At 62.1% G+C, this 22,073-nt stretch carries 20 protein-coding genes, 1 tRNA gene and 1 other RNA gene; 14 read left to right on the forward strand and 8 right to left on the reverse strand.

From position 1 onward, the window contains the following. Positions 1 to 7 precede the first annotated feature (7 nt). From CHU71_RS04045 to CHU71_RS04060, 4 genes are all read left to right on the forward strand, one after another. Positions 8 to 1,585 (forward strand): phospho-sugar mutase, encoded by a 1,578-nt coding sequence (locus CHU71_RS04045; RefSeq protein WP_110333001.1) that lies wholly within the window; start codon positions 8 to 10, stop codon positions 1,583 to 1,585. Between the two features lie 158 nt (positions 1,586 to 1,743). Further along, the gene (locus tag CHU71_RS04050) at positions 1,744 to 2,847 is read left to right on the forward strand and encodes a trimeric intracellular cation channel family protein (protein ID WP_147760246.1); all 1,104 of its coding nucleotides are present in this window, start codon (positions 1,744 to 1,746) and stop codon (positions 2,845 to 2,847) included. Between the two features lie 66 nt (positions 2,848 to 2,913). Then, positions 2,914 to 4,593, forward strand: a complete 1,680-nt coding sequence (locus CHU71_RS04055) for a mechanosensitive ion channel domain-containing protein (protein WP_147760247.1) — start codon at positions 2,914 to 2,916, stop codon at positions 4,591 to 4,593. A 63-nt stretch (positions 4,594 to 4,656) separates the two neighbouring features. Continuing rightward, positions 4,657 to 5,457, forward strand: a complete 801-nt coding sequence (locus CHU71_RS04060) for a serine hydrolase (RefSeq protein ID WP_147760248.1) — start codon at positions 4,657 to 4,659, stop codon at positions 5,455 to 5,457. A gap of 23 nt (positions 5,458 to 5,480) precedes the next feature. Here the strand turns inward: CHU71_RS04060 and CHU71_RS04065 are convergent, their stop codons facing one another. Beyond that, complete coding sequence (locus CHU71_RS04065) at positions 5,481 to 6,425, reverse strand: PHB depolymerase family esterase (RefSeq protein WP_147760249.1); 945 nt, start codon at positions 6,423 to 6,425, stop codon at positions 5,481 to 5,483. Positions 6,426 to 6,727: 302 nt separating this feature from the next. Here CHU71_RS04065 and CHU71_RS04070 point away from each other — a divergent pair, with 302 nt between their 5' ends. Continuing rightward, complete coding sequence (locus CHU71_RS04070) at positions 6,728 to 7,126, forward strand: hypothetical protein (RefSeq protein WP_046646280.1); 399 nt, start codon at positions 6,728 to 6,730, stop codon at positions 7,124 to 7,126. Here CHU71_RS04070 and CHU71_RS04075 read toward each other — a convergent pair. Further along, positions 7,123 to 7,908, reverse strand: coding sequence for an HAD-IIA family hydrolase (locus CHU71_RS04075; protein WP_255456389.1), 786 nt, complete (start codon positions 7,906 to 7,908; stop codon positions 7,123 to 7,125). The two genes, CHU71_RS04070 and CHU71_RS04075, sit on opposite strands and share 4 nt — an antisense overlap. Beyond that, the gene (locus tag CHU71_RS04080; RefSeq protein ID WP_147760250.1) at positions 7,905 to 8,210 is read right to left on the reverse strand and encodes an acyl carrier protein; all 306 of its coding nucleotides are present in this window, start codon (positions 8,208 to 8,210) and stop codon (positions 7,905 to 7,907) included. Before CHU71_RS04080 ends, CHU71_RS04075 begins: the two co-directional genes overlap by 4 nt. Before the next feature lie 53 nt (positions 8,211 to 8,263). Between CHU71_RS04080 and CHU71_RS04085 the strand changes: the two genes are divergently transcribed. Next, a complete protein-coding gene (locus tag CHU71_RS04085) occupies positions 8,264 to 9,274 on the forward strand; it encodes an alpha/beta fold hydrolase (protein WP_147760251.1) in 1,011 nt (336 codons plus the stop codon). Between the two features lie 350 nt (positions 9,275 to 9,624). Here CHU71_RS04085 and aceE read toward each other — a convergent pair whose 3' ends face one another. After that, a complete protein-coding gene (gene aceE / locus CHU71_RS04090) occupies positions 9,625 to 12,381 on the reverse strand; it encodes a pyruvate dehydrogenase (acetyl-transferring), homodimeric type (RefSeq protein WP_147760252.1) in 2,757 nt (918 codons plus the stop codon). A gap of 223 nt (positions 12,382 to 12,604) precedes the next feature. Here aceE and CHU71_RS04095 point away from each other — a divergent pair, with 223 nt between their 5' ends. Further along, on the forward strand, positions 12,605 to 13,003 hold the full coding sequence (locus CHU71_RS04095; protein ID WP_147760253.1) for a DUF3052 domain-containing protein: 399 nt from the start codon (positions 12,605 to 12,607) through the stop codon (positions 13,001 to 13,003). Positions 13,004 to 13,070: 67 nt separating this feature from the next. Further along, positions 13,071 to 13,143 (forward strand) — tRNA-Val (locus CHU71_RS04100). 353 nt (positions 13,144 to 13,496) lie between these two features. Here the strand turns inward: CHU71_RS04100 and CHU71_RS04105 are convergent. The 3 genes from CHU71_RS04105 to CHU71_RS04115 are packed head-to-tail and all read right to left on the reverse strand — an operon-like array spanning position 13,497 to position 15,612. After that, a complete protein-coding gene (locus tag CHU71_RS04105; protein WP_147760254.1) occupies positions 13,497 to 14,138 on the reverse strand; it encodes an HAD hydrolase-like protein in 642 nt (213 codons plus the stop codon). Between the two features lie 27 nt (positions 14,139 to 14,165). Further along, positions 14,166 to 15,113 carry an SURF1 family protein gene (locus tag CHU71_RS04110; protein ID WP_147760255.1) on the reverse strand — a complete coding sequence of 316 codons (948 nt, stop codon included), beginning with the start codon at positions 15,111 to 15,113 and terminating at the stop codon, positions 14,166 to 14,168. Positions 15,114 to 15,123: 10 nt separating this feature from the next. Beyond that, positions 15,124 to 15,612: a low molecular weight protein-tyrosine-phosphatase gene (locus tag CHU71_RS04115; RefSeq protein WP_049159236.1), complete on the reverse strand. Its 489-nt coding sequence runs from the start codon at positions 15,610 to 15,612 to the stop codon at positions 15,124 to 15,126. Positions 15,613 to 15,722: 110 nt separating this feature from the next. Here CHU71_RS04115 and CHU71_RS04120 point away from each other — a divergent pair, with 110 nt between their 5' ends. From CHU71_RS04120 to CHU71_RS04140, 5 genes are all read left to right on the forward strand, one after another. Further along, positions 15,723 to 16,583, forward strand: coding sequence for a Nif3-like dinuclear metal center hexameric protein (locus CHU71_RS04120; RefSeq protein ID WP_147760256.1), 861 nt, complete (start codon positions 15,723 to 15,725; stop codon positions 16,581 to 16,583). Next, positions 16,584 to 17,297, forward strand: coding sequence for a zinc ribbon domain-containing protein (locus tag CHU71_RS04125; protein ID WP_147760257.1), 714 nt, complete (start codon positions 16,584 to 16,586; stop codon positions 17,295 to 17,297). It abuts the gene before it with no gap. Then, complete coding sequence (locus CHU71_RS04130) at positions 17,297 to 18,442, forward strand: bifunctional RNase H/acid phosphatase (protein WP_147760258.1); 1,146 nt, start codon at positions 17,297 to 17,299, stop codon at positions 18,440 to 18,442. Before CHU71_RS04125 ends, CHU71_RS04130 begins: the two co-directional genes overlap by 1 nt. Before the next feature lie 15 nt (positions 18,443 to 18,457). Then, positions 18,458 to 18,897: RNase P RNA component class A (rnpB, locus tag CHU71_RS04135), an RNA gene on the forward strand. A gap of 27 nt (positions 18,898 to 18,924) precedes the next feature. Next, entirely contained in the window at positions 18,925 to 20,328 is a 1,404-nt protein-coding gene (locus CHU71_RS04140; RefSeq protein WP_147760259.1) for an RNB domain-containing ribonuclease, read from the forward strand. Between the two features lie 35 nt (positions 20,329 to 20,363). Here CHU71_RS04140 and CHU71_RS04145 read toward each other — a convergent pair whose 3' ends face one another. Beyond that, positions 20,364 to 21,632: a galactokinase family protein gene (locus CHU71_RS04145; protein ID WP_147760260.1), complete on the reverse strand. Its 1,269-nt coding sequence runs from the start codon at positions 21,630 to 21,632 to the stop codon at positions 20,364 to 20,366. Positions 21,633 to 21,829: 197 nt separating this feature from the next. Here CHU71_RS04145 and CHU71_RS04150 point away from each other — a divergent pair, with 197 nt between their 5' ends. Further along, positions 21,830 to 22,012, forward strand: a complete 183-nt coding sequence (locus CHU71_RS04150; RefSeq protein WP_049062562.1) for a hypothetical protein — start codon at positions 21,830 to 21,832, stop codon at positions 22,010 to 22,012. The last annotated feature ends 61 nt before the right edge of the window (positions 22,013 to 22,073 follow it).

Genomic DNA, 22,073 nt, shown 5'->3' on the forward strand with positions numbered 1-22,073 from the left:
GGAAACAATGTCACTTGTCGAATACGCTCGCACGTGGGCCGAACACGACCCAGACCCGTTAACCCGTGACGAGGTCCTGGGGTGGATCGAGGCTGGCAACGAAGCCGCGCTGTCCGGCGCCTTCGCCGGCCCGCTGGCCTTCGGTACCGCCGGCCTGCGCGCCGCCGTTGGGGCAGGCGAGTCCCGCATGAACCGTGCAGTGGTCATCCGTACCACCTATGGCTTGGTTTCGTGGCTAAAGCAGCAGGTTGAAAACCCAGTCGTGGTCATCGGCTGCGATGCCCGCTACGGCTCGGCCGATTTCTACCAGGATGCTGCGGAGGTCATCTCCGCTGCCGGCGGCCGCGCATTGGTGCTGCCGAAGCAGAACCCGACGCCGCTGACCGCTTATAGCGTGCGCGAGCTCGGCGCCGACGCCGGCATCATGGTCACAGCCTCCCACAATCCGCCGGCCGATAACGGCTACAAGGTTTACCTGGGCGGCCGCGTGGCCACCGGCGATGCCAACGGCGTGCAGCTTGTCTCCCCGGCGGACGCAGAAATCTCAGCGGCGATTGCTGCGGCGCCGCCTGCCGACGAAGTGCCGCGTTCCGCCGACAACATCGAGGAAGTCGATACCCGCGCGCAGTACCTCGAGCGCGCCGCGAAGCTGGTGGGGCAGTCCACCAGCGCCAAGATCGCTTTGACCGCCATGCACGGCGTGGGTGCAAAGCTAGGCACCGCGCTGCTCGAGAAGGTCGGCTTCGAGGTTTCCCTCGTACCGGAACAGGCCGAGCCGGACCCGGATTTCCCAACCGTTTCCTTTCCCAACCCGGAAGAGCCCGGCGCTCTGGACCTGGGCAAGGCACACGCGGAAAAGATCGGCGCAGACATCCTCATCGCATACGATCCGGATGCTGACCGTTGTGCGGCCGCTATCCCGACGCACGGTGCGGAAGGCGGCGTCGTCTGGCGTCAGCTCACCGGTGACGAGACCGGCGCCCTGCTGGGTGACTACCTGGCGCGCCGGGGCGTGGGCGGAACGTTTGCAAACTCGCTCGTGTCCTCGCGCCTGCTGGGCCGCATTGCCGCGCACTACGGCCTGCCGCATGAGGAAACGCTCACTGGTTTTAAGTGGATCGCCCGCACCCATGACTTGAGCTTTGGCTATGAGGAAGCCATCGGCTTTTGTCCCGACCCGCAGGCCGTGCGCGACAAAGACGGCGTGGCCACCTCGGTGGTTCTGGCCAGCCTGGCCTCGGAGTGCAAGGATGCAGGCATCACCCTGCAGGACCGTCTCGCGGAGATTTACTCCACCGTGGGCCGCCTGGCCACCGCTCCGCTGACCTTCCGTGTGGAAGACCTTTCGCTGATTACCCGCGGCATGGAAAAGATCACCTCGACCCCACCGACTCAACTGGCGGGCTCGGAGATCACAAAGGCAGAGAAGTTTGCCCAAGGCATGAAGCTCTACACTGTTGATGATGACCGCGTCATCGTGCGCCCGTCTGGTACCGAGCCGAAGCTCAAGTGCTACTTGGAGTCCCCGGATCCGGCCCGCCTGGATGCCATTGCAGAGGATCTGCGGGTCTTCTTCGATATGTAGCTGCAAGTTCTTTACCCTAGGCCGCTGGCAGTATTGCCGGCGGTCTATTTGTCTTTATGGCGTTGCTCGGTGGGCTCATCGCCCGCGAGCGCGATGAGCCGGTGGAAAAGACTAGGGGCTTCCCCGCCGTAGGCCGCCTCTGCTCATAGACTGGAATCATGAATGTTGAAGTGGATCCGCTGATTGAGGCGCTGTACTACTGGTCTGATGTCAGCGGCGTGTTATTGATGGGGATCATCGGTGGCACGCTTGCGCGCCAGCGCGGCTATGACATTGTGGGCTTTTTCTTCATTGCGATGTTCTCCTCTTTGGGCGGCGGCATGATTCGCGACGTCCTCATCAATCGGGGGACGGTCGCTGCGATGTCGCAGCCGGAGTACCTTTACCTTGCGTTCGCAGGCGCGCTGATTGCACGATTCTTCTACTTTAAAGGTAGAACTTGGGACTATTTCCAATCTCACGGGGATGCCATAGTCTCCGCACTGTGGGCGGCAACCGGAACTGTGAAAGCGCTGACCTACGGCCTGCCCCTTATTCCCTGCGTCATGATGGGTGTATTCACCGCCACCGGCGGTTCCATGATTCGTGACATCTGTATGGGGCGCGAGCCTGCTGTCTTCGGGGACAATCAGCCCACCGTCATTCCCGCCGTGGCTTGTTCGGCCGTGGTGCTGGTTGCCAATTCGCTCGATAGCCTGGCGTGGGGCATGCTCGTTGGCCCAGTCGTATCCTTTGTTCTTACCATGCTGGGAATCTGGGCGGGATGGCGGGTCCCCGCGCGTCAAGAGTGGGCACCGCTTAATGACACCGCCGCGCAGGTCATGGTGCTCGCCCGTAAGGCTGAAGACAAAGGCCGGGCAGTAGGGCGTCGTCTAGAGCCCACAAAGCTGCGCGCGTGGCGGCACCAGCAGATGGAAAAAGCGCTGCAGCGCAGAATTGAGAAACAGGTGCGGGCCGGCATACACCGTACGGAGGCGGCCTCGGATGTCTCGGACTTTATGGAGGCATTTGCTGACGACGTCGCCGAGATGCACCAGGATCCCACTCCGGATGCGGCCGAAGGTCAGGGCTTCCTGAATGGAATTGGTGTGGACATCAGCGGCGATTCCTACGAAAACTATGAAGAGGAAAGCCAGCAGTTAAGTCTTGAAGGCAGTAAAGTGCAGCGAGATATGCTCGACACGATTCTCGCCGACGAGAAACTGACAGATGAGCTGGTTGAAAGACTCGCTAAGCGCTATGAGGAACGGAATCAAGGCTGATTTCCCAGGACATTCCCAGCGTCGAGGCCGAGCTTTTTACGCGGTGGGCTGGCTACTGTGGAATACATGAACCTGATTAGCTACTTCTTCATTCGGTTGTGGCAGGTTGGCATCGACCACGTGTTGCCCCTTTTAGCATTGTTGCTGCTGGGCATGTTGGTCCCGCGTTTGGGCCGGCTTGCCATTCGCGTCCTCGAATCGAGGCTCGATGAAAGCGAAGAATCGACCAAAGCCAGATTGGCCTTGGGCGGCGCTCTCGTCTACGTGCTGCAAGCAGTGGCCTATTTTTTGTTGGTTTTGGCCGCTCTTTCCAACCTGGGTGTGCCTGCGCTGGGCGCTGCGATCCCTGCGACTGTGGTTTCCGCTGCCTTGGGCTTCGGTGCCCAGAAGATTATCGGTGATTTCCTAGCGGGCTTTTTCATCCTATCCGAGAAACAATTCGGCGTGGGAGATTACGTCAGTTTCGACGGTGCTACCGGAGTCGAGGGCACAGTCGTTGCATTGACCTTGCGCACAACCAAGGTGCGTACCCCTACCGGCGAAGTGGTCATGGTGCCCAACGGTTCCGCTGGAGTAGTGACCAACTACTCGCAGGACTGGTCACGTGCCGTCGTGGATTTGGCTGTGCCGCTCCACGAGGGTGAGACCCTGGACGAAATAACCACCCAGGTCCGTTCCATCTCGGAACAAGCTATCCAAGACCCCACAATTGCGGACGACGTCGCCGGCGAGCTGGAAATCCTCTCCGCCACGGGCATCGTGGAACCCACCGTGGCAGGCCAACCATGGCAGGTCAAGTACCGCGTGCTGGTGCAGGTGAACCCCTCGCGGCAGTGGGCCGTTGAACGCGCTATTCGCTCGGCACTGCTGTCAGCTTTTTGGGATCACTACAATTTGCCAGCCGATGCCGCTGGGGCTGTCCCATTTCCTATGGATAGGATCACTGCCGCAGCCTCCCCAGACACTGATGCGCCTGGGGGTGCGGAGCTGTCTGCGGAGCAACCGGTGCGCGCAGAAGACCCGGAGGAGTCTGCTGCCGCGGCAATGGCGGCGTCGGAAAGCGCTAGCAACAACGCCACGAAGCCTTTTAGCAATGCGGGCGATAGCGCGCATCTGGAAAGCGATGTGGTGGAATCCAAGGACCACGGACCCGGCCGCCCCGCTACCGCCGATGCTGATCCAGATTTAGAAGACGCTGACGCACACACCAGCATCTGGCGGCAGGACGCTCCCTCGGGAAAGTTCCGCAGGCTATGGACCCTGGGTGGACGCGTACGTTCTTCAACCACCAGCCTCTTGGTGGGGCTCTTGGTTACCGGATTGCTTCTCTTTGCGTCGTGGAACCCCGAAGATGCCGGTACAGGCTGGCTCAACCCCGCCTACTGGACGGAGCGCAAAGCACCGGCCACCACCAGCGCCCCCGTCCCGACCGCGGAACCAGAAGTCTCAGCCACTGAAAACCCAGGCGCAGACAACGTAACGGAGGAATCTGCCGATGCCTACGCTCCATCCAGTGAGCCGAATGACGCGAATTCGGATGGAGCCGCGGCAGGCGAAAATTCTGATGACTCGAAAAAGAATCGCGACGAGCGCCGCGTGCGGGAGGACACCCTAGGCGGCCAAGAGAGCACGGCGCCGGCCGCCCCGACCCCGCAAGACACGGCTGGGGCTACGCCTGGCGACGACGCGGGAGCCACGAATGCCCCGGCTGGCGAGGAAACGGAGCAGCCGAGCGTGGCTAACTAATTCTGGTCCGATTCTGGAAAGAATGGGAGGCTCTTTCGTTTTCGAGGGGTAAAGTTGCAAAGTATGAGTTCGTTATCGCACCTCGAGGCCTGGCCGGTAGAAACAGTTTCAGCAGCGCTGATTAAAGGCGATTGCGTTGTGGAATCCTTAGGCGATACCTCGCGGCAGTTTCCCGTGGCTTCAGTGACGAAACTGGTCTCGGCTTATGCTGTGTTGCTAGCGGTCGAAGAGGGAGCAGTCGAGCTGGATCAGGCAGCGGGTCCTGAGGGGTCGACGCTTCGGCACTTGCTCTCCCATGCTTCGGGGGTGGCCTTTGATTCTCGGCAGCCGCAGCGCCCAGTAGGGCAGCGGCGCATCTACTCATCGGCTGGTTATGAGTGGGCTGCGCAAGTGGTAGAGGAAGCCACAGGGATGGCGTTTCCGGACTATCTCAGCGAGGGGGTGTGCAAGCCGCTGGGAATGAACGCTACTTTTCTAAATGGCTCTGCGGGCCATGGCTTGATCTCCACGGTCGATGATCTCACGGTCTTTGCGCAAGAGATCCGCAAACCGCGTTTGCTGCATCCGAGCACTGTGGCTGAGATGCGCACAGTCCAGTTCCCAGGGCTGCGGGGCATTGTTCCCGGATACGGCAGCTTCAAGGATTGTGCCTGGGGCCTAGGTTTTGAAATCCACGCGAAGAAGGAACAGTGGATGGGCGCCCTGCCTGCCGACGCCGTCGGCCACTTCGGCATGTCTGGCACTTACCTCTGGGTGGCCGGGGACTGGGCCATGGTCGCATTGACTGACCGCGATTTTGGCAGCTGGGCTAAGCCCTTGTGGGCAGAGTCCAATTCAGCGATTTGGAAAGAAATAAGCTCCTAGCGTGGAGGCAGGGGTGCCCTTTCTTAGTGGGAGTTAAGGAAGTCCCAAACCTCACGAGTGGCGGTCGGGTTGCTCGGGAACCACGTGTGCTCGCCGCCTGGAACCGTGTAGAGCACTGTGTCGGCAGCGCATCCTTGCATCTGCTCAGCGTTGTAGCTTCCGCGTGACTCGATGGACTTGCTGTTGATATCGCAGCCGTTGCGTTCGCCCACGGCGCGGAAGGCCTGGAGAACGGAGAGGTAGGTGCCGCCGTGCGGGTTGGAGCCGGAAACATAGTATGGAGCGGTCTTGTCCTCAGTTCCGTGCAGGAACAGCGTCGGAACCGAGCCAGAGCAGCCCGTGTAGATAGGGCCATAGTTTGCGGTTGCGACTCCAGCTACCGCATCAACGAGGTCTGGTGCTTGGCATGCCAAGTTCATGGCCATTCCGCCGCCGTTGGACAGGCCCGTGGCGTAGGTGCTGTTGATGTTGTAGCGAGCGTGGAGGGAATCGGAAATCGCGCGCACGAAGGCTACGTCCTTGCCGCGGGCGCCGCCGTATTGGGGGCCCTCCCAGCCAAAGTGGCCGTTCTGGAAGGTGGGCTGCGGGTAGACCACGATGGCTTCGCCGTTAGCCGACTCCGAGAGGTGGATGATCTCCTGTGCGTGCGGAGCTTCGTTATCCATGCCGCCGAATCCGAAGACCAAGTCATAGGAGTTGGCGGGGTCAAAGCCCGCCGGCAGCTGCAGGATGTAAGAGCGGTTTCCTTGGCCGGCAACGTTAACGAACTCAGTGGTGCTGGTCCCGCCGACGCCGGTGGTGACAGTCGAGGTGGTGAGCTGGCCGAGAGCGTCAGCCAGCTGAGAGGACAAGCCAAAAGCTCCGTCCAGCGAAGAACCTGAGGCGGACTGTGCCGTGGCGATCGGGCTGAGGACGGCGACGGAAAGAGTGGCCGCACCCGCGGCGGTAACGAGCTTGTTGAGGCGCATGAGGTTAAACGATAGCGGCGAAACTTTCGGGCGACAAAGGATTGTGATTTATAGCAAATTCTGTAACGCGTGAGGTGGAAGTTAACCGGTGTGTCGCATGTGAATTTTCAACCTTTGGTTGAGATTGAGTAAATGGGGGTTGAAGTGGTTGTTTAGGGTTGATGGGACTTATGTGACGGGGGAGAATCGGCCCAAACGCGAAGACAGTTCGTTGGGGAAGACGAAGCTCGTCTGGCGCGCTCCAGCTGCCCCCTCGCGGGGGTAGCTTCAGTGCGCTTTAAACATGTCGAAGGAGAATCGGCGTGAATACTCGCGTTCACGAAGTCGTCGCTTGCGCGACGTCGCCAAGCGCCTGGCCGCACCGCAATGTCGGACAGGTGCGCACCGCCGTGCTCACAATTGCGGGAATGCCCCGCACGCTGCGCCCGGCAATCGAGCGTGCCATGGCGCGCTGCATCACCACAGAATCGGAATTCATCGTCCCCGGCGACGATCCGCTCACCGCCCAATGGTGCACGCGGTGGTACCGCGACATGCCCGGCGACGCCGAGCTCGCCCGCGCTGCCACCGGAACCCTCCCGGTAGGCATCGGCTGCCGCCAGGTGCTCACCGGAACGCACGAAGAGCTCGCCGCCCTCGGAAGGGCAGTCGAGCTCTTAGCAGGGGAATACGGGTTCAACGCTCGCGTTGACGTGGCTTAATCGGCCTTGGGGAAGGGCTGCGTCACGCGGTCGGCCAACTCGGCCACCGAATCGATGACCTGGTTCGGTCGGTAGGGGTAGCGCTGAATCTCGGCATCGTCGCTGATGCCCGTGCGCACGAGGATGGTCTGCAGGCCCGCCTCAAGACCCGACTTCACATCGGTGTCCATGCGGTCACCAATCATGACCGTGTTCTCCGAGTGCGCACCGATGTGGTTGAGTGCCGAACGCATCATGACCGGGTTGGGCTTACCCACGTAATAAGGCTCGCGGTTCGTGGCCGCGGTGATGAGTGCGGCAACGGCACCCGTGGCAGGCAGCACGCCCTGTGGGGCCGGGCCGGTGACGTCTGGGTTGGTCGCGATAAAACGCGCGCCCCCGCGAATCAGGTTGATGGCCGTGGTGATCGCCTCAAAAGAGTAGGTGCGGGTTTCGCCCAAGACCACGAAGTCTGGGTCGTTGTCGGTCAGAACCCACCCTGCCTCGTGAAGGGACGTCGTCAAGCCGGATTCGCCCACAACATAAGCCTTGCCCTCGCCCGTCTGGGTGGTGAGGAAAGTGGCAGTGGCTGTGGCGGAGGTCCAGATGCGCTCCGCGGGGATATCGAGGCCCGTGTTCTTGAGGCGAGCGGACAGGTCGCGCGGGGTGGACATGGAGTTGTTGGTGAGGACCATGAACTCGATGTCGTTGTCATACAGGGACTGGATGAACTTGTCCGCGCCGGGAATCATCTCGCCCTCTTTGATGAGGACGCCGTCCATATCGGAAAGGTAAGAAATCACTTCTGCTCCTCCAAGTGCTTGTCCACGTATTCGGCAAGTTGGCCGATGGTTTCAATGCCTAGCATTGCCTCCTCATTGACGCGCACCTTGAAGCGCTCCTCGGCTCGCACCGCCAGCTCGATGCGCTCGAGCGATTCCACGCCTAAGTCGGCGAGCTTGGCGTTGCGCTCCAAGCCTTCCGCGCTGCCGGTGACCTTGGTAATCAGCGCGGTGATTTCGCTGTAGGTGTCTTCTGCGGGCTCCTCCTTTTGCGGGGTCTGGTTGAAGCGGGCTTGCAATTGCGCGGAGAGGTCGTTTGCCATGCGGTCCAGTCTAATAGGGTCATATCAGTAGGTGCGGCTATTATCAGAAGGTCATGATTTATAGGGCTCGAGCAAAGACGATTGTGCACAGTTGGGCGCGCCGTTTGCGGCCGACGCGTCGCAACGAACAGCACCTCATCTACGAGTCCCTGCACAATCACACGGACGAGCCCGGGCTGACTGGAATCGATTCCTTGGGCACCGTGCGCAACGATGGCCTGGACATCGCGTGGTACGAGGTCGGCCCGCAGGACTCGGACATCACTGTGGTGTTCATCCACGGCTACTGCCTGTCCGCGGAGGCCTACTACAGTCAGGTGGACTACATGCGCCGGCATTTCCCGGAGGTACGCTGCCTGCTTGTCGACATCCGCGGCCACGGCCTTTCCACCGAAGTCGCCCCTGCGCAGTGCACGGTGGACGCCGCGGCTGACGACGTCCTCGCTGTCCTTTCTGAGCGCGCTTCCCGTGGCAAGCTCGTGGTCGTGGGGCACTCTTTGGGCGGAATGGTGGCGCTCAATGTGATTCGCCGCGCGCCGGACGAGGTGTACCAGCGCATTGACTCGGCGCTGTTGATTGCGACGTCGATGCGCCGCTTTGCGGCGAAGGGCGTGGCGCAGATTCTCGAGTCGAAGGCGCTGGGTAGTTTGTATCACGCGTGCATGCGGCTGCCGAGGCGGATGGACCGCATCCGCTTTGAGGTCGCGCAGTGGGTCGCGCCGCTGTTTGCTGCTTTGCTGGCGGGCTTTCCGCAGATGGAGAAGCTGCAGTTCCATGTAGCCATGCTGATGGACACGCCGCTGTCCAGTTACACGGGCTTCTTTGACGATCTTCTCGACCACTCCGAGTACGCCGCCGCCGACCGCCTGGCCCGCCTGCGCGGTGAGGTTATCGTGGGATCTGCCGACATCGTGACCCCGCGCAGCCAGTCGGACGTCATCTTGGAGCACTGGCCGGCCGCCCGGCTGACTGAGGTGGACGGCACAGGCCACATGGTCATCCTCGAGGAGCCCGAGGCCATCTCGGAGGCGCTTGGCCGCCTCTTGGTTCCGTTGGTGGACTAGCGTTGCCGCGGCCGCCGGCCCTTTGCCGGACCTTTGCCGACCACCGCGCGCCTCCGCTTGTTTCCCCAGAGCCCCCCGTTGGTTTGGTCCCATTCGTTTGGTCCCTTTGTGGGGTAAAGGGACCACTTGCGGCTTCTGCCCGGAACCGGTTACTCGTAAAACTACCCTTAGTAGGGGACCCAACCAATGGGACCGGTTGGCCGGTCGGCCAGCGAGCTCGTTGTACGACAAGCCTGCGCCCTTCTGCGCCCCTCTGTGCCCCGGCTGCACCGCAAAACGAGAAGACCGCCCCTCGGCGCCCTGCTAGGCGGGCAACCGAGGAGCGGCCTAAACCGTCCTAGAGCGAGTTATTACTCCTCGTCACTGGAGGTGGACTCGGTGGCGGTAGGGTCATCGAGCTTCAGCTTGGCAGCTGCCTCCTCGACGACGGAGCGCTCAACCTTGCCCTCGCGTGCCAGACCCTCAAGGGTTGCCACGACGATGGACTCAGCGTCGATGTTGAAGTAGCGACGAGCACCCTCACGGGTATCGGAGAAGCCAAAGCCGTCCGCGCCCAGCACGATGTAGGTACCCGGAACGTAAGGACGAATCTGCTCCTGCAGGTCGGTGGTGAAGTCGGAGACACCAACGAACGGGCCCTCGAAGCCCTTGAGCTGCTTGGTAGCAAACGCCTCGGTTGGCTCAACGCCCTTCTGCAGCGCCTCCTTGTTGCGGCGCGCGCCGTCGCGAGCCAGCTCAACCCAGGAGGTCACAGAGAACAGGGAAGCCTTGACGTCGTAGTCGTTCGCCAAGATCTCCTGTGCACGCAGCGCCTCGTGCACACCCACACCGGAAGCCAGGATGTTGGCAGGGATGGAGCCGCCCTCAGCGGTGTTGTAGTGGTAGATACCCTTGTGCAGACCGTCGACGTCGAGGTTCTCCGGCTCAGCAGGCTGGCTAACTGGCTCGTTGTACACGGTCAGGTAGTACATGACTGCCTCGGAGTTCTCGCCGTACATGCGGTTGATACCGCGGTGAATCAGGTGAGCCACCTCGTAGCCGAAGGCTGGGTCGTAGCTGATGACGGCAGGGTTCGTGGAAGCCAGAACCGGGGAGTGACCGTCCATGTGCTGCAGGCCCTCACCGGTCAGGGTGGTGCGGCCAGCAGTTGCACCGATGATGAAGCCGCGGCCCAGCTGGTCGCCGGCAGCCCAGAAGGAGTCGCCGGTGCGCTGGAAGCCGAACATCGAATAGAAGATGTACAGCGGAATCATCGCTTCGCCGTGAGTTGCATAAGAAGTTGCGGCCGCGGTGAAGGACGCAGTCGCGCCTGCCTCGGAGATGCCCTCGTGCATGATCTGGCCGTCGGTAGCCTCGCGGTAAGACAGCATCAGGTCGTTGTCCACCGGCACGTAGTTCTGGCCACGCGGGTTCCAAATCTTCAGAGTCGGGAACCAAGAGTCCATACCGAAGGTACGAGCCTCATCCGGGATAATCGGCACGATGCGCTTACCCAGCTCCTTGTCACGCATGAGCTCCTTGAAGGTACGCACAAGCGCCATGGTGGTAGCCACGTTCTGCTTGCCCGAGCCCTTACGCACGGAGCGCAGCTTATCGATGTCCGGGGTGACCAGCGGAGTGAATTTCTCACGGCGCTCCGGCAGGAAGCCGCCGAGTTCTTTACGACGCTCCAGCATGTACTTGATCTCCGGTGCATCGTTACCCGGGTGGTAGTAAGGCGGCTGGTACGGATCCTTCTCCAGGACCTCGTCCTCGAGCGGGATACCCTGCTTGTCGCGGAAGAGCTTGAGGTCTTCCAGCGTCAGCTTCTTCATCTGGTGGGTAGCGTTGCGGCCCTCGAAGTTGTGGCCCAAGCCGTAGCCCTTGATGGTGTGAGCCAGGATGACGGTCGGCTTGCCAGTACCCTTGTTATCCAAGGCCTTCGCATACGCAGCGTAGATCTTGCGGTAGTCGTGGCCACCGCGGCGCAGTGCCCAAATCTCATCGTCGGAGAGGTCCTCAACCAGCTTGAGGGTGCGTTCGTCGCGGCCGAAGAAGTGCTCGCGGACATACGCGCCGTCGTTAGCCTTGAAGGTCTGGTAGTCACCATCAGAAGTGGTGTTCATGATGTTGACTAGGGCGCCGTCCTTGTCGGCATTGAGCAGCCTGTCCCAGCCGCGGCCCCAGATGACCTTGATGACGTTCCAGCCAGCACCGCGGAAGAAGGACTCCAGCTCCTGAATGATCTGAGTGTTACCGCGAACCGGGCCGTCGAGACGCTGCAAGTTGCAGTTAATGACGAAGGTCAGGTTGTCCAGCTCGTAGAGGGCAGCGGTCTGCAGGAGGCCGCGGGACTCTGGCTCGTCCATCTCGCCGTCACCCAGGAAGGCCCAGACGTGCTGCTCGGAGGTGTCCTTGATGCCGCGGGTCTCCAGGTACTTGTTAAAGCGTGCCTGGTAGATAGCGTTCATCGGGCCGATGCCCATGGAAACGGTTGGGAATTCCCAGAAATCAGGCATCAGACGCGGGTGCGGGTAGGAAGGTAGGCCCTTGCCCTCGCCGCGGGAAACCTCCTGGCGGAAGCCGTCTAGGTCTTCCTCACTCAGGCGGCCTTCCATGAAGGCACGGGCGTACATGCCCGGGGAGGCGTGGCCCTGGAAGAAGATCTGGTCACCGCCAGACGGATCGTCCTTGCCCTTGAAGAAGTGGTTCAGGCCGACCTCGTAGAGCGGGGCCGCACCAGCGTAGGTGGAGATATGGCCGCCGACGCCGATGCCTGGGCGCTGCGCGCGGTGCACCATGATTGCTGCGTTCCAACGGATCCAGCGGCGGTAGCGCTTTTCGAGTTCCTCGTCGCCAGGGAATTCTGGCTCCAAATTGGTTGGAATGGTGTTGACAAAGTCAGTGGAGGTCAAGGAAGGCAGAGGGACGCGTTTCGCGGTCGCACGCTCCAGCAGGCGGAGCATCAGGTAGCGGGCGCGCTCTGGTTCGGAGTTATCCAGCAGGCCATCGAGTGAGTCCATCCACTCGCGGGTTTCCTCGGGATCGCTGTCATGCAGGTATGAAGCAACTCCGTCACGGACGATCGGGAAGTTGGAGTCACCCTTTACGGCGTCCTGGTCAGCCATTTAAACCTCCTAGATTGGATTTACACAGTTTGCATACCAGAATACGCCTCCCCCGATCATCTGTGTGTGTGAAGGGGGCATAGGCAGCTTCACTGCCGGTGAAGTCGATTATTTGCGAACTTTGCAAAAGGTGATTGTGCGGTAAATCTGCAGTGCAATCGCGAAAAGTGGGGCAGAAGGCGTTATGATCTTTTCCATGCCAGAAAAAGGAAGGAATCAAGTAGTGGCTGATGCAGTCAGCAAACTCGGCATCCGTGAAGGGCAGATCGCCCTTGAATTGGGATGGGATGAGGACTGCGATGCCAGCATCTCCGAATCTATTGAGGACGTTCTCGGCGAGGACTTTCTCGAGGAGGAGAGCGACGAGCTTTGCGACATCGTGCTTCTCTGGTGGCGAGCCGAGGATGGTGACCTTGTCGACGGGCTCGTTGACGCCTCCCGCCCGCTTGGCGACGCCGGCCGAGTGTGGCTGCTGACCCCAGGTGCAGGCAAGCCGGGCAACCTCGCTCCAGGTGAAATCTCCGAATCAGCCCAATTGGCTGGCTTGGTGCAGACCAAAGCAGAGCGTTTGGGCGAATGGCAAGGTTCCTGTCTTGTTGCCCGCGGAAACACCAAGAAGTAGCAATAACCTGCGGATTTGTAGCTTGGCGCTTGAATGGGCTAACCTTGTTCAAGCGTCAAAGCGCACTGCGGCTTTAGCTCAGCTGGAAGAGCAACTGGTTTACACCCAGTAGGTCGGGGGTTCGATCCCCTCAGGCCGCACAATTGTGAAGTCTCGCGACATCGTTCCTATCGGTGTCGCGGGACTTTTCGTTTTGCTACTTAGCCCCCGTTTGATCTGCGTAACTGACGAGGAAGCCGCGTCCAGAGCAGAACCGGTGGGCTTCGTTGTCAGTTGTGCACGTTTCAGCTTCTGCCGTCGGTCCTCGGCGCGATACGCAAGGCCTTGCGTCGTGTTTGTGGTCGGTGCCGGTTCCGCGGCGTCCTGCTTTGCCTGCTGGATCTACCTAACTGACGAGGAAGCCGCGCCCAGAGCAGAACCGGTGGGCTTCGTTGGCAGTTGTGCACGTTTGGCCGCCGACCCCACCGTTCCGCGGCCCAAAACTGCAGCGGCGCTAGAACGCAGCGAGCAGCGCGTCGATGTCCTCGACGGAGCTGACGAAGAATTCGGCGTCGTCGAACTCGGCCTGGCTGCCGTGGCCCCAAGCTACGAGAGCAGTGCGGATGCCCAGTGGACGCGCGCCCTCGACGTCGTGGTGGCGGTCGCCCACCATTAGGATTCGTTCCTCGTGGCCACGCAGGTTCATCGAGTCGAGCACCCACTCGATGACGTGGCGCTTGGTGGGGCGGGAGCCGGTGGCGTCGTCGGCACCGCCAATGAAGTCGAAGTTGTCTGCGACCCCAAGGTGTGTGAGCATCTGCCGCGCCATGTCCTCGTCTTTGCTCGTGGCCGTGCAAATGGTGTGCCCAGCTGCCTTCCACCGAGGCAGTGCCTCGGCCCAGCCAGGGAAGAGCTCCGCTTCCTGCCAACCAAAGTCGTGGTAGTAGCCTCGGAAAGTCGCCACCGCGCGTGGGATGTCCTCAGCCTTCATACCGAACAGCCCAAGTGTTATCTCCAGCGGCGGGCCGGGAAAAGAATGCAGCTGCTCGAGCGTGGGAACGGGGTAGCCCAAGTCGGCAAAAGTTAGCTGCGCACAGCGGGAAATCCCCGGAAAAGAGTTGACCAAAGTGCCGTCGACATCGAGAAAGATATTCACGCGATCAACTCTAGGACAGTGTACGGCTTAAAAGCGCTCTTGGCCGCGTTCGCGAATCTTCTCATAGAAGTCTGGCTTCGAGTCGCCGTAGCGGGAGCGCGTGCGGCGTGATTGAGGGGCTGCCTGGGCCGCAGCAGAAGGGACCTCGGCAGAAGGCGCCGGAGCAGGGGCCGACCCGGCGGGGGATTGGAGAGGCTCGAAAGGGGAGGCGTCGTCAAGCGGGGCGTGCAAAGCCGCCTCCTCCTCGCGGGCGCGGCGGCGCTCGCGGAGCTCAGACCATACGAAGTAACCCAAGCCCAGCGGCGCCATGATGCCGAAGGCAATCCACTGGTAGCCGTAGGAAAGGTGGTTACCGCGGTCGAGCTGCGGGACCTCCAGCGCGGTCAACTCGCCCGGCTGCTCTGGGGAGAGCTGGATGTAGTCCTTGCCCAGCTTCGTATTCGTGAGCGAAGCGACTTCCTCCGTATGAATGGAGTAGACCTGCTGGTAGCACTCCTGGTTAATCGGTGCGGAAGAGTGCTGCGGCTCGTCGGCGCGGATCATGCCCGTGATGGTGACGTCCTCAGCGGGAGCCGGGGGAATCTCCGGAACGGTGTTGCCGTCGCCTGCGGCAATCCATCCGCGATTGACTAACATCGTTAGACCGGAATCTGTCTGGAACGGGACCAAGGACTGGTACACCGCGCCCGAGGAGACGGGGCGCAAACGCAGCAGCACCTCGTCGTCGGCGAGGTAGTGGCCGGTGAGCGTGGCGCGGGACCACTCGTCGTCCTTGATGGCGCCGTCCTTAGTCACCACCTCATTAAGCGGGCGCGGATCCGCCTCGTAGGCCTCCGCAATGAGGTGATTGCGCTCCACAATCTGGTCATCCTTGCCTAGCTGCCACGGCGCTAGAACCGTGAACGCAAAGTAGGAGAAGGCAACAACAAAGATGAGCAGCAGTACCCACCCAGGCTTGAGGAACGTCTTCAGCATGCCTTTTATCCTAGACCCGCTCTTGGCGAATCCAATCCAGCAGGCCAGGGACGGCGGCTTCAATTTCCTTGCGGGTGCGCGCGAAGTCCTCGGCGGTGCCGTAATAAGGATCCTCGATGTTCTGGTCCTCGGCGTTCGGGTCGAAGCTGCGCATCAAGCGCACACGCTCTGGGTCGATGCCGCGCTTGATGAGGGCGTCGCGGTGGCCGGAGTCCATTGCGATGAAAAGGTCCGCGTCCATGTGCTCGGGGCCCAGCTGCGCCGCGCGGTGCGTTGCGCCGTCGTGGCCGCCGCTGCGCAGCTCGGCGATGGCGCGCTCGTCAGCGCCTTGGCCCACGTGCCAGCCGCCAAGGCCGCAGGAGGACGTGCGCGCGATGAGGTCGAGCATGTCGTTCTCCATGGCATCGCGAACGATGATTTCCGCCATGGGGGAGCGGCAAATATTGCCCGTGCATACAAACACGAGGTGCAATGCGGAGGGATTGTCCTCAGAAGTCATCAGGCTACGACCTTAGAGCAAATAGAACGATTTCTGAACGAAAGCTAGGATAGTGCAGCAGCGCGCAGAGAGCGAAAAACACAGTGATACAAGCACGAAGGAGGCCCATTATGGCCCACACTTCCACTACCGTTGGCGAGGTCCGCCGCGTCCTTGAAGAGGCATATCCACCGCACTTGGCTGAGAGCTGGGATGCGGTCGGTCTCATTTGCGGCGACCCAGACGATTCCGTTACCAAAGTCGCCTTCGCCTTGGACTGCACCCAGTCCGTCGCGGAGCAGGCCGTCGCCAGCGGGGTGCAGATGCTCGTCGTTCACCACCCGCTTCTTTTGCGCGGAGTGACCTCCGTGGCGGCTGATACCCCCAAGGGAAAGGTCATCCACACCCTGATCAAGGGCGGCGTTGCGCTGTTTGCCGCGCACACCAATGCGGATAAGGCGCGCCCCGGCGTCAATGACAAGCTCGCGCAGCTGGTGGGAATCGAGCCGGGCCGCCCCGTCGTGCCGCACGAGCGCTTTGACGGCGAGGTCCCCGCGGATGCGCTGGGGCTTGGCCGCATCGGCGAGCTGCCCGAGCCGTTGACCCTGCGCGAGTTCACACAGCAGGTGGCGAACGCGCTGCCGGAAACCGCCTGGGGGATTCGCGCGGCGGGTGACCCGGAGGACGTCGTCAAGCGAGTTGCCGTATCCAGCGGCTCCGGGGATTCGTTCCTGGACACCGCGCGCGAGCTGGGCGTGGACGTCTATGTCACCTCGGATCTGCGCCACCACCCCGTGGACGAGCATCTGCGCGCCGGGGGACCTGCCGTCATCGATACGGCCCACTGGGCCAGCGAGTTTCCGTGGACCTCGCAGGCGCGCGATATCGTGGTGGAAGCATTAAAGGTGGATACTGAAATCATCAAGCTGCGCACCGACCCATGGACTATCTCTGCGCATGGGGAAAATCATGAGCAGCCAAAGGAGAACTAAATGAAACTGACACAGCAACTGCAGCCTGTCCTACTGGAACTTGCTAACCTGGAGCGCTCCCAAGGCGTGGGCGGCGAGAAGGTCGTCCCAGAACAGCAGGAGTACGAGCAGGCTCAAGCAAAGCACAAGCGGCTTGTCGACGCCGCCGGTTCCGCCCAGCTCGCAGTCGACGACATGGAGCTGGAAATCCTGCGCATCCAGGCCGATGAGCGCAAGCTGCGTCAGCGCGAGCGCGACGACAAGGCCCAGCTGGGCGCCGAGGTCGATCCGGAGCGCCGCAAGGACCTGGAGCATGACCTATACGCTGCGAAGTCCCGCATTGCGGATCTGATGAGTGAGCTGCAGGAAGCCCACAACGAGATTCACGCCCTGCGTTCCAACCGTGACGTACACGGTGCGCGCGTGGACGAGTCGCAGTGTCAGCTGGAGGTTCTCGCACGTGCCGCGGAGGCAGCTAACGACGCCGCCGCGAAGCAGGCGGACCCGGCTATCCGCATCGGTGAGCTGCGCGCGCAGCTGCCTGCCGACGTCCTCGCAGACTACGACACCGTGCGCCACGAGAACGGGGTGGGCGCTGCCGCGTTCAAGGGCCGCGCCTGCGGCGGCTGCTTCATCGTGTTGCCGCCGGCTGAGCAAAACGCCGTGCGCAATGCGCCTGCCGACGTCCTCCCGCAGTGCAGCGACTGCGGCTCCTTCTTGGTGCGTCCTGCCTAATGAAGCTGGTTATTTTTGCTGACGGTGGCTCCCGCGGCAACCCGGGTATCGCGGGTTCTGGCACGGCTGTCTACTCCGCTGACCGCAAGCAGCTGCTGCGGGAAATCGCGTATGTGGTGGGCACAAAGTCCACCAACAACGTGGCTGAGTATCACGGCTTGCTGCGCGGTTTGGAGGCCGCCGTGGAGATGGGCGCGGACGACGTCGACTTCTACATGGACTCCAAGCTCGTGGTCGAGCAGATGAATGGGCGCTGGAAAATCAAGCACCCCGACATGCAGGCCTTGGCGTTGGAGGCACGCAAACTCATCGACCAGATTGGCAGCTTCACGCTGACCTGGGTGCCGCGTGCCAAGAACAAGGCTGCCGACGCCCTGTCCAACGTGGCGATGGATGCTGCCGCTGCGGGTGCCCCGGTGGGAATCGTGGGCGCGGGCGAAGAGGTAACTGCAGATACCGCAGCTCCGCAGCCCAGCGACTGGATGACCGAGCAAGGCCCAGTCACGCGCTTTATCCTCGTGCGCCACGGCCAGACCGAGATGTCCGCTGCCAAGCAGTACTCCGGCCATGCTGACCCAGAGCTGACCGAGCTGGGAAAGAAGCAGGCGCTCGCAGCCGCGCAGGCACTCGCCGAGACACAGGTCGACGCCATCGTCTGCTCGCCGCTCAAGCGCTGCCAGCAGACCGCCCAAGCCATCGCGGCCAGCGTGCGCTCCGCTCATCCCGACGGTACCGAGGGCGAAAAGTTGAGCATTGAGACAGTCGAGGGTCTTATCGAAGTCGACTTTGGTCTCTGGGAGGGCAAGACTTTCGCGCAAGCGCATGCCACGGACGAGGAGCTGCACAGCCAGTGGCTCGAGGATCCTTCCGTGGCCTGCCCCGGCGGCGAGTCCTTGCAGCAGGTTCACCGCCGCGTGCGCAAGACTCGCCAGGAGTTGCAGGAAAAGTACGCGGGCAAGACCGTGGTCGTGGTCTCCCACGTCAACCCCATCAAGTCGTTTATCCGCCAAAGCTTGGACGCAGGACCGGTGACGTTTAATCGCTTGTTCTTGGACTTGGCGTCGATAAGCATTGCGGAATTCTGGGACGGCGGCTCTATGCTGCGCGGCTTCAACGATGTGGGGCATTTGCGGGCTCTGGGCTAGACTGTAACGCGCGAATGAGCCGACCGGGTGAACGCGTCCTTTCCGAACCAACCTCCACGAGGGGCAAGGCGGGGGACGAGGAAAGTCCGGACTCCACAGAGCACAGTGGTTGCTAACGGCAACCCGGGGCGACCCGCGGGCAAGTGCAACAGAAAGTAGACCGCCGAACGACTTCGCTACGCCGCGTCGTACGAAGATCCGTGAGGTAAGGGTGAAACGGTGAGTTAAGAGCTCACCAGCACCGTCAGTGATGGCGGTGGCTGGGTAAACCCCACTGGGAGCAAGGCATCATGGCCGGCACACTGCGGGCTTGATCAGGCGTTTGAAGGCTGCTCGCTTTAGCCTGAAGGTAGCTGCTTGAACCAACTGGCAACGGTTGGTCTAGATGGATGTTCACCGCCGCACGCTATGTGCGTGCGGGAAGACAGAATCCGGCTTATAGGCCGGCTCATTCGCCCATTTTTCTGGAACAATGGGGCAGCATGAAGCTTTATGCAGCTCCTTTAAACTTCCGCACGATTGCCGAGGAGTTCTCTGTTCCCACCGACTTCAGCCAGGAGGTCCTCGATGAGGCCCAGGCTGCGCAGGATCGCTATGTCACGCAGCGCCGCGACGCTCGCGATATCCCGCTGGTGACCATCGACCCAAAGGGGTCCATGGACTTGGACCAGGCGGTGTGCATAGAGGCTCGTAACGGGGGCTACCGGGTCTTTTACGCCATTGCCGACGTCGCCGCGTTCGTCGAGCCCGGCAGCGCCCTGGAGAATGAGACCTTCCGTCGCGGGCAGACCATCTACCTGCCGGACGAGCCGGCGCGCCTGCACCCGCCGCAGCTTTCGGAGGACAAGGCATCGCTGCTTGCCGACGTCGACCGTCCCGCCGTTCTCTGGACTATCGACCTTGACTCGGCGGGTGAGGTCGAGGACTTCACCGTGGAGCGCGCGCTGGTGCGCTCGCGAGCGCGATTGGACTACGAGGGGGTGCACGAGGATCTTGCGGCAGGCCGCCTGCATTCCTCGATTGCGCTTTTGCCGCAGGTGGGCAAGCTGCGTCAGGCGTCTTCGCTGCACCGAGAGGCGATTAACCTGCGTGTTCCTTCCCAAAGTGTGGAGGAATTCGAGGAGGACGGTCAGCACCGCTATGAGCTGGTCATCGAGCCGCGCTACGAGGTGATGGACTATAACTCCGAGATTTCACTGCTCACCGGCATGTGCGCGGGCCAGCTGATGGAGTCGAAGGGGATTGGGCTGCTGCGCACGTTGCCTGCCGCAACCCGGGAGGCGGAGGAGGAGTTCCGCAGCGAGGTTGAGGAATTGGGCTTTGCGCTTGGCGAAGGCTCGATTACCGAGTTCCTGCAGGGCCTCGACGCCGATTCGCCGCGTGGCATGGCCGCGATGCGCGAGGCGCAGCGCTTGTTGCGCGGTGCGGGCTACGTGTGGCTGCAGGATGGTGAAGCAGAGGTCCACGCTGGAATCGGTGGATACTATGCCCACGTGACGGCGCCGCTGCGCCGTCTGGCTGATCGCTTTGCCACTGAGGTGTGCTTGGCGCTTGCCAATGAACAAGAGGTTCCGGAGTGGGTCAGTGCGCGAGCAGGTGACTTAGTGGAGACGATGAGCAGCACGTCCCGCTTGGCTTCCCAGGTGGACAAGGCATGTCTCAACTTGACCGAAGCGACGGTGCTGGCGCCGTGGGTGGGTAGCAACTTCGAGGCCATCGTGGTGCAAGGCGGGGCCAAGCGTGAGAAGGCCCGACTCTTTGTGACCCAGCCGCCGGTGTTTGCGGAGGCGGTGGGCAACCCAGAGACGGGCGGTCAGGTCACTGTTTCCCTGGTTAAGGCGGATGTCCAGACGCGGGAAGTGCTCTTTGCTTGGCCAGCAGACTAGACAGTAAGGACTCGTTAGCGCGGTTCTAGCGTGGCCTAGTGCGTGGTGGCTGGCTCGCCGCCATGCAGCGGCACCACGAGGAGGCCATCCTCGGCTAGGTCGGCGGCGAAGTTCTCCGCCTTGGTGGCAGGGACGAAGGCGATGACTGCCTGCGAGGTTCCGGCGTGCGCAGAGCGCGCGGAGCGGGCGCCGCGGACGTTGACAAGCTCGGCGATCTTCTCGGCGGTGTGTAGGCCGTAGACGGTGGCCAGGGCAGTCTGTGACTGGTTGAGCAGCGGGAAGAGGTCAGCTCCGCGACGGGAGCGCAGGGCGCGGGCTAGTTCTTGGGCGCGCTCGTTTTCTTCGGTGTAGAAGGTCAGCCACTCTGCGGCCTCAGCGAGGGAAGGCTGGTTCTGCGAGCCATGGACCTTGTGCACGGCTTTGAGCCAGTCGAGGACGCGCTGGGAGGCGTCGGGAAGCAGGCGTAGCGATTCAGCGCCGAAGGCGTGGCAGGCGTCGTCGATGAAGCGCTCGCGCTGGCGGATGGCGGCGACGCCGGGGGTGGCGTCAAAGTCACCGGGGACGGTGACAGCGAAGGCGGCGATTTCGCGGGTGACTGGGTGCGGGGCCTGGGTGACGGAGCCGTCGGCGTAATCGACGATGGTCACGGTCTCGCCGACGCCGCGCAGGGCCGCGGTGTGGCGGGCACGCAGCGCGGGGTATTCGGCGAAGGTGCCCACGGACTGGGAGCACACGTCAGCGATGCGGGCGCGCAGGGGAGCGTCGTGGAGATCCTCAGCGTCGCCGAGCAATGCGAGGGCAACGGCGACGTCACCAGCGGCCAGCGCGCCGAGGCCGGACTCGAATGGAATGTCGTTGACCACGGTGATGTCGACGCCGGCGGTCTCGCGGGAGAGCAGCTGACGGTTGATCATGGTGTGTGCGATGCCGCCCCAGCGGGCAGCGATGCCGCCGACGGGTGCCGGGGGAATGACGGGCTGACCTTCGGAGTCGATGGAAGGAAGCTGCTCAGCGGCGCGTTTGGTCAGCTCGCTGAAGCTGATGGAGTCATGGATGGTCTCGCCGTGGGCGGGCACGATGTGGACGGCGATGGTGCCGTCGTCGCGGGGGCTGACTGCAGCAGCCGCGTTGAGATCCGCAACGCCCATTACAGTTACACCGCCGAAGTGATCGATGTGCTCGCCGATGAGCGACCAAGTTGCTGGTGCGCTGGCAATATGCGCAGGTTCCGTGCCTACTAATTCGAGGTGGGCAGCGCGGATTCGCTCCGCGGCTGGGGTAGAAGGCGTGGACCACATGGGCATGGTGGGCGGATCTCCTTGTAATGCTGCTGGGACTCGGGACCTTCATAGTCTAGCGTGATGCCCGCCGGACGCTGCCGGGGATCTGTCTGTAAGGTGGTGACAACCCTCATCGCCCTAGGGTGGCCGCCGGCCACCGCCACCTGCGATGTCGGCTGACCGGGTGGAAACATGGGGCTCAAGCGATAAGGAGTCTGACAATGACTGATTCAGATAAGCAGTGGTACTACGACACTTCCACCGGCCAGGTAACCCAGGGCACCGAAAGCGGTTGGGATAACCGCATGGGCCCGTACGCCACCCGCGAAGAGGCCGAGCGCGCCATCGAGATTGCCAAGGCCCGCAATGAGGCAGCAGATGCTTACGACGAGGCTGAGGACTAAACACCAAAACGGCGCCGCTTCCCACATCACCATGTAGGAAGCGGCGCCGTTCTCGTTTGCC

This window comes from Corynebacterium sp. LK14 (genome assembly GCF_008042215.1).
Lineage (GTDB): Bacteria > Actinomycetota > Actinomycetes > Mycobacteriales > Mycobacteriaceae > Corynebacterium > Corynebacterium striatum.

What these genes read in the sequence shown, in the direction of transcription:
- CHU71_RS04125 (WP_147760257.1), top strand. Translation starts at nt 16,584, where the DNA reads ATGAAACTGACACAGCAACTGCAGCCTGTCCTACTGGAACTTGCTAAC.
- CHU71_RS04055 (WP_147760247.1), top strand. Translation starts at nt 2,914, where the DNA reads ATGAACCTGATTAGCTACTTCTTCATTCGGTTGTGGCAGGTTGGCATC.
- aceE (WP_147760252.1), bottom strand. Translation starts at nt 12,381, where the DNA reads ATGGCTGACCAGGACGCCGTAAAGGGTGACTCCAACTTCCCGATCGTC.
- CHU71_RS04045 (WP_110333001.1), top strand. Translation starts at nt 8, where the DNA reads ATGTCACTTGTCGAATACGCTCGCACGTGGGCCGAACACGACCCAGAC.
- CHU71_RS04065 (WP_147760249.1), bottom strand. Translation starts at nt 6,425, where the DNA reads ATGCGCCTCAACAAGCTCGTTACCGCCGCGGGTGCGGCCACTCTTTCC.
- CHU71_RS04150 (WP_049062562.1), top strand. Translation starts at nt 21,830, where the DNA reads ATGACTGATTCAGATAAGCAGTGGTACTACGACACTTCCACCGGCCAG.
- CHU71_RS04140 (WP_147760259.1), top strand. Translation starts at nt 18,925, where the DNA reads ATGAAGCTTTATGCAGCTCCTTTAAACTTCCGCACGATTGCCGAGGAG.
- CHU71_RS04120 (WP_147760256.1), top strand. Translation starts at nt 15,723, where the DNA reads ATGGCCCACACTTCCACTACCGTTGGCGAGGTCCGCCGCGTCCTTGAA.
- CHU71_RS04085 (WP_147760251.1), top strand. Translation starts at nt 8,264, where the DNA reads ATGATTTATAGGGCTCGAGCAAAGACGATTGTGCACAGTTGGGCGCGC.
- CHU71_RS04130 (WP_147760258.1), top strand. Translation starts at nt 17,297, where the DNA reads ATGAAGCTGGTTATTTTTGCTGACGGTGGCTCCCGCGGCAACCCGGGT.
- CHU71_RS04110 (WP_147760255.1), bottom strand. Translation starts at nt 15,113, where the DNA reads ATGCTGAAGACGTTCCTCAAGCCTGGGTGGGTACTGCTGCTCATCTTT.
- CHU71_RS04115 (WP_049159236.1), bottom strand. Translation starts at nt 15,612, where the DNA reads ATGACTTCTGAGGACAATCCCTCCGCATTGCACCTCGTGTTTGTATGC.
- CHU71_RS04060 (WP_147760248.1), top strand. Translation starts at nt 4,657, where the DNA reads ATGAGTTCGTTATCGCACCTCGAGGCCTGGCCGGTAGAAACAGTTTCA.
- CHU71_RS04080 (WP_147760250.1), bottom strand. Translation starts at nt 8,210, where the DNA reads ATGGCAAACGACCTCTCCGCGCAATTGCAAGCCCGCTTCAACCAGACC.
- CHU71_RS04145 (WP_147760260.1), bottom strand. Translation starts at nt 21,632, where the DNA reads ATGCCCATGTGGTCCACGCCTTCTACCCCAGCCGCGGAGCGAATCCGC.
- CHU71_RS04050 (WP_147760246.1), top strand. Translation starts at nt 1,744, where the DNA reads ATGAATGTTGAAGTGGATCCGCTGATTGAGGCGCTGTACTACTGGTCT.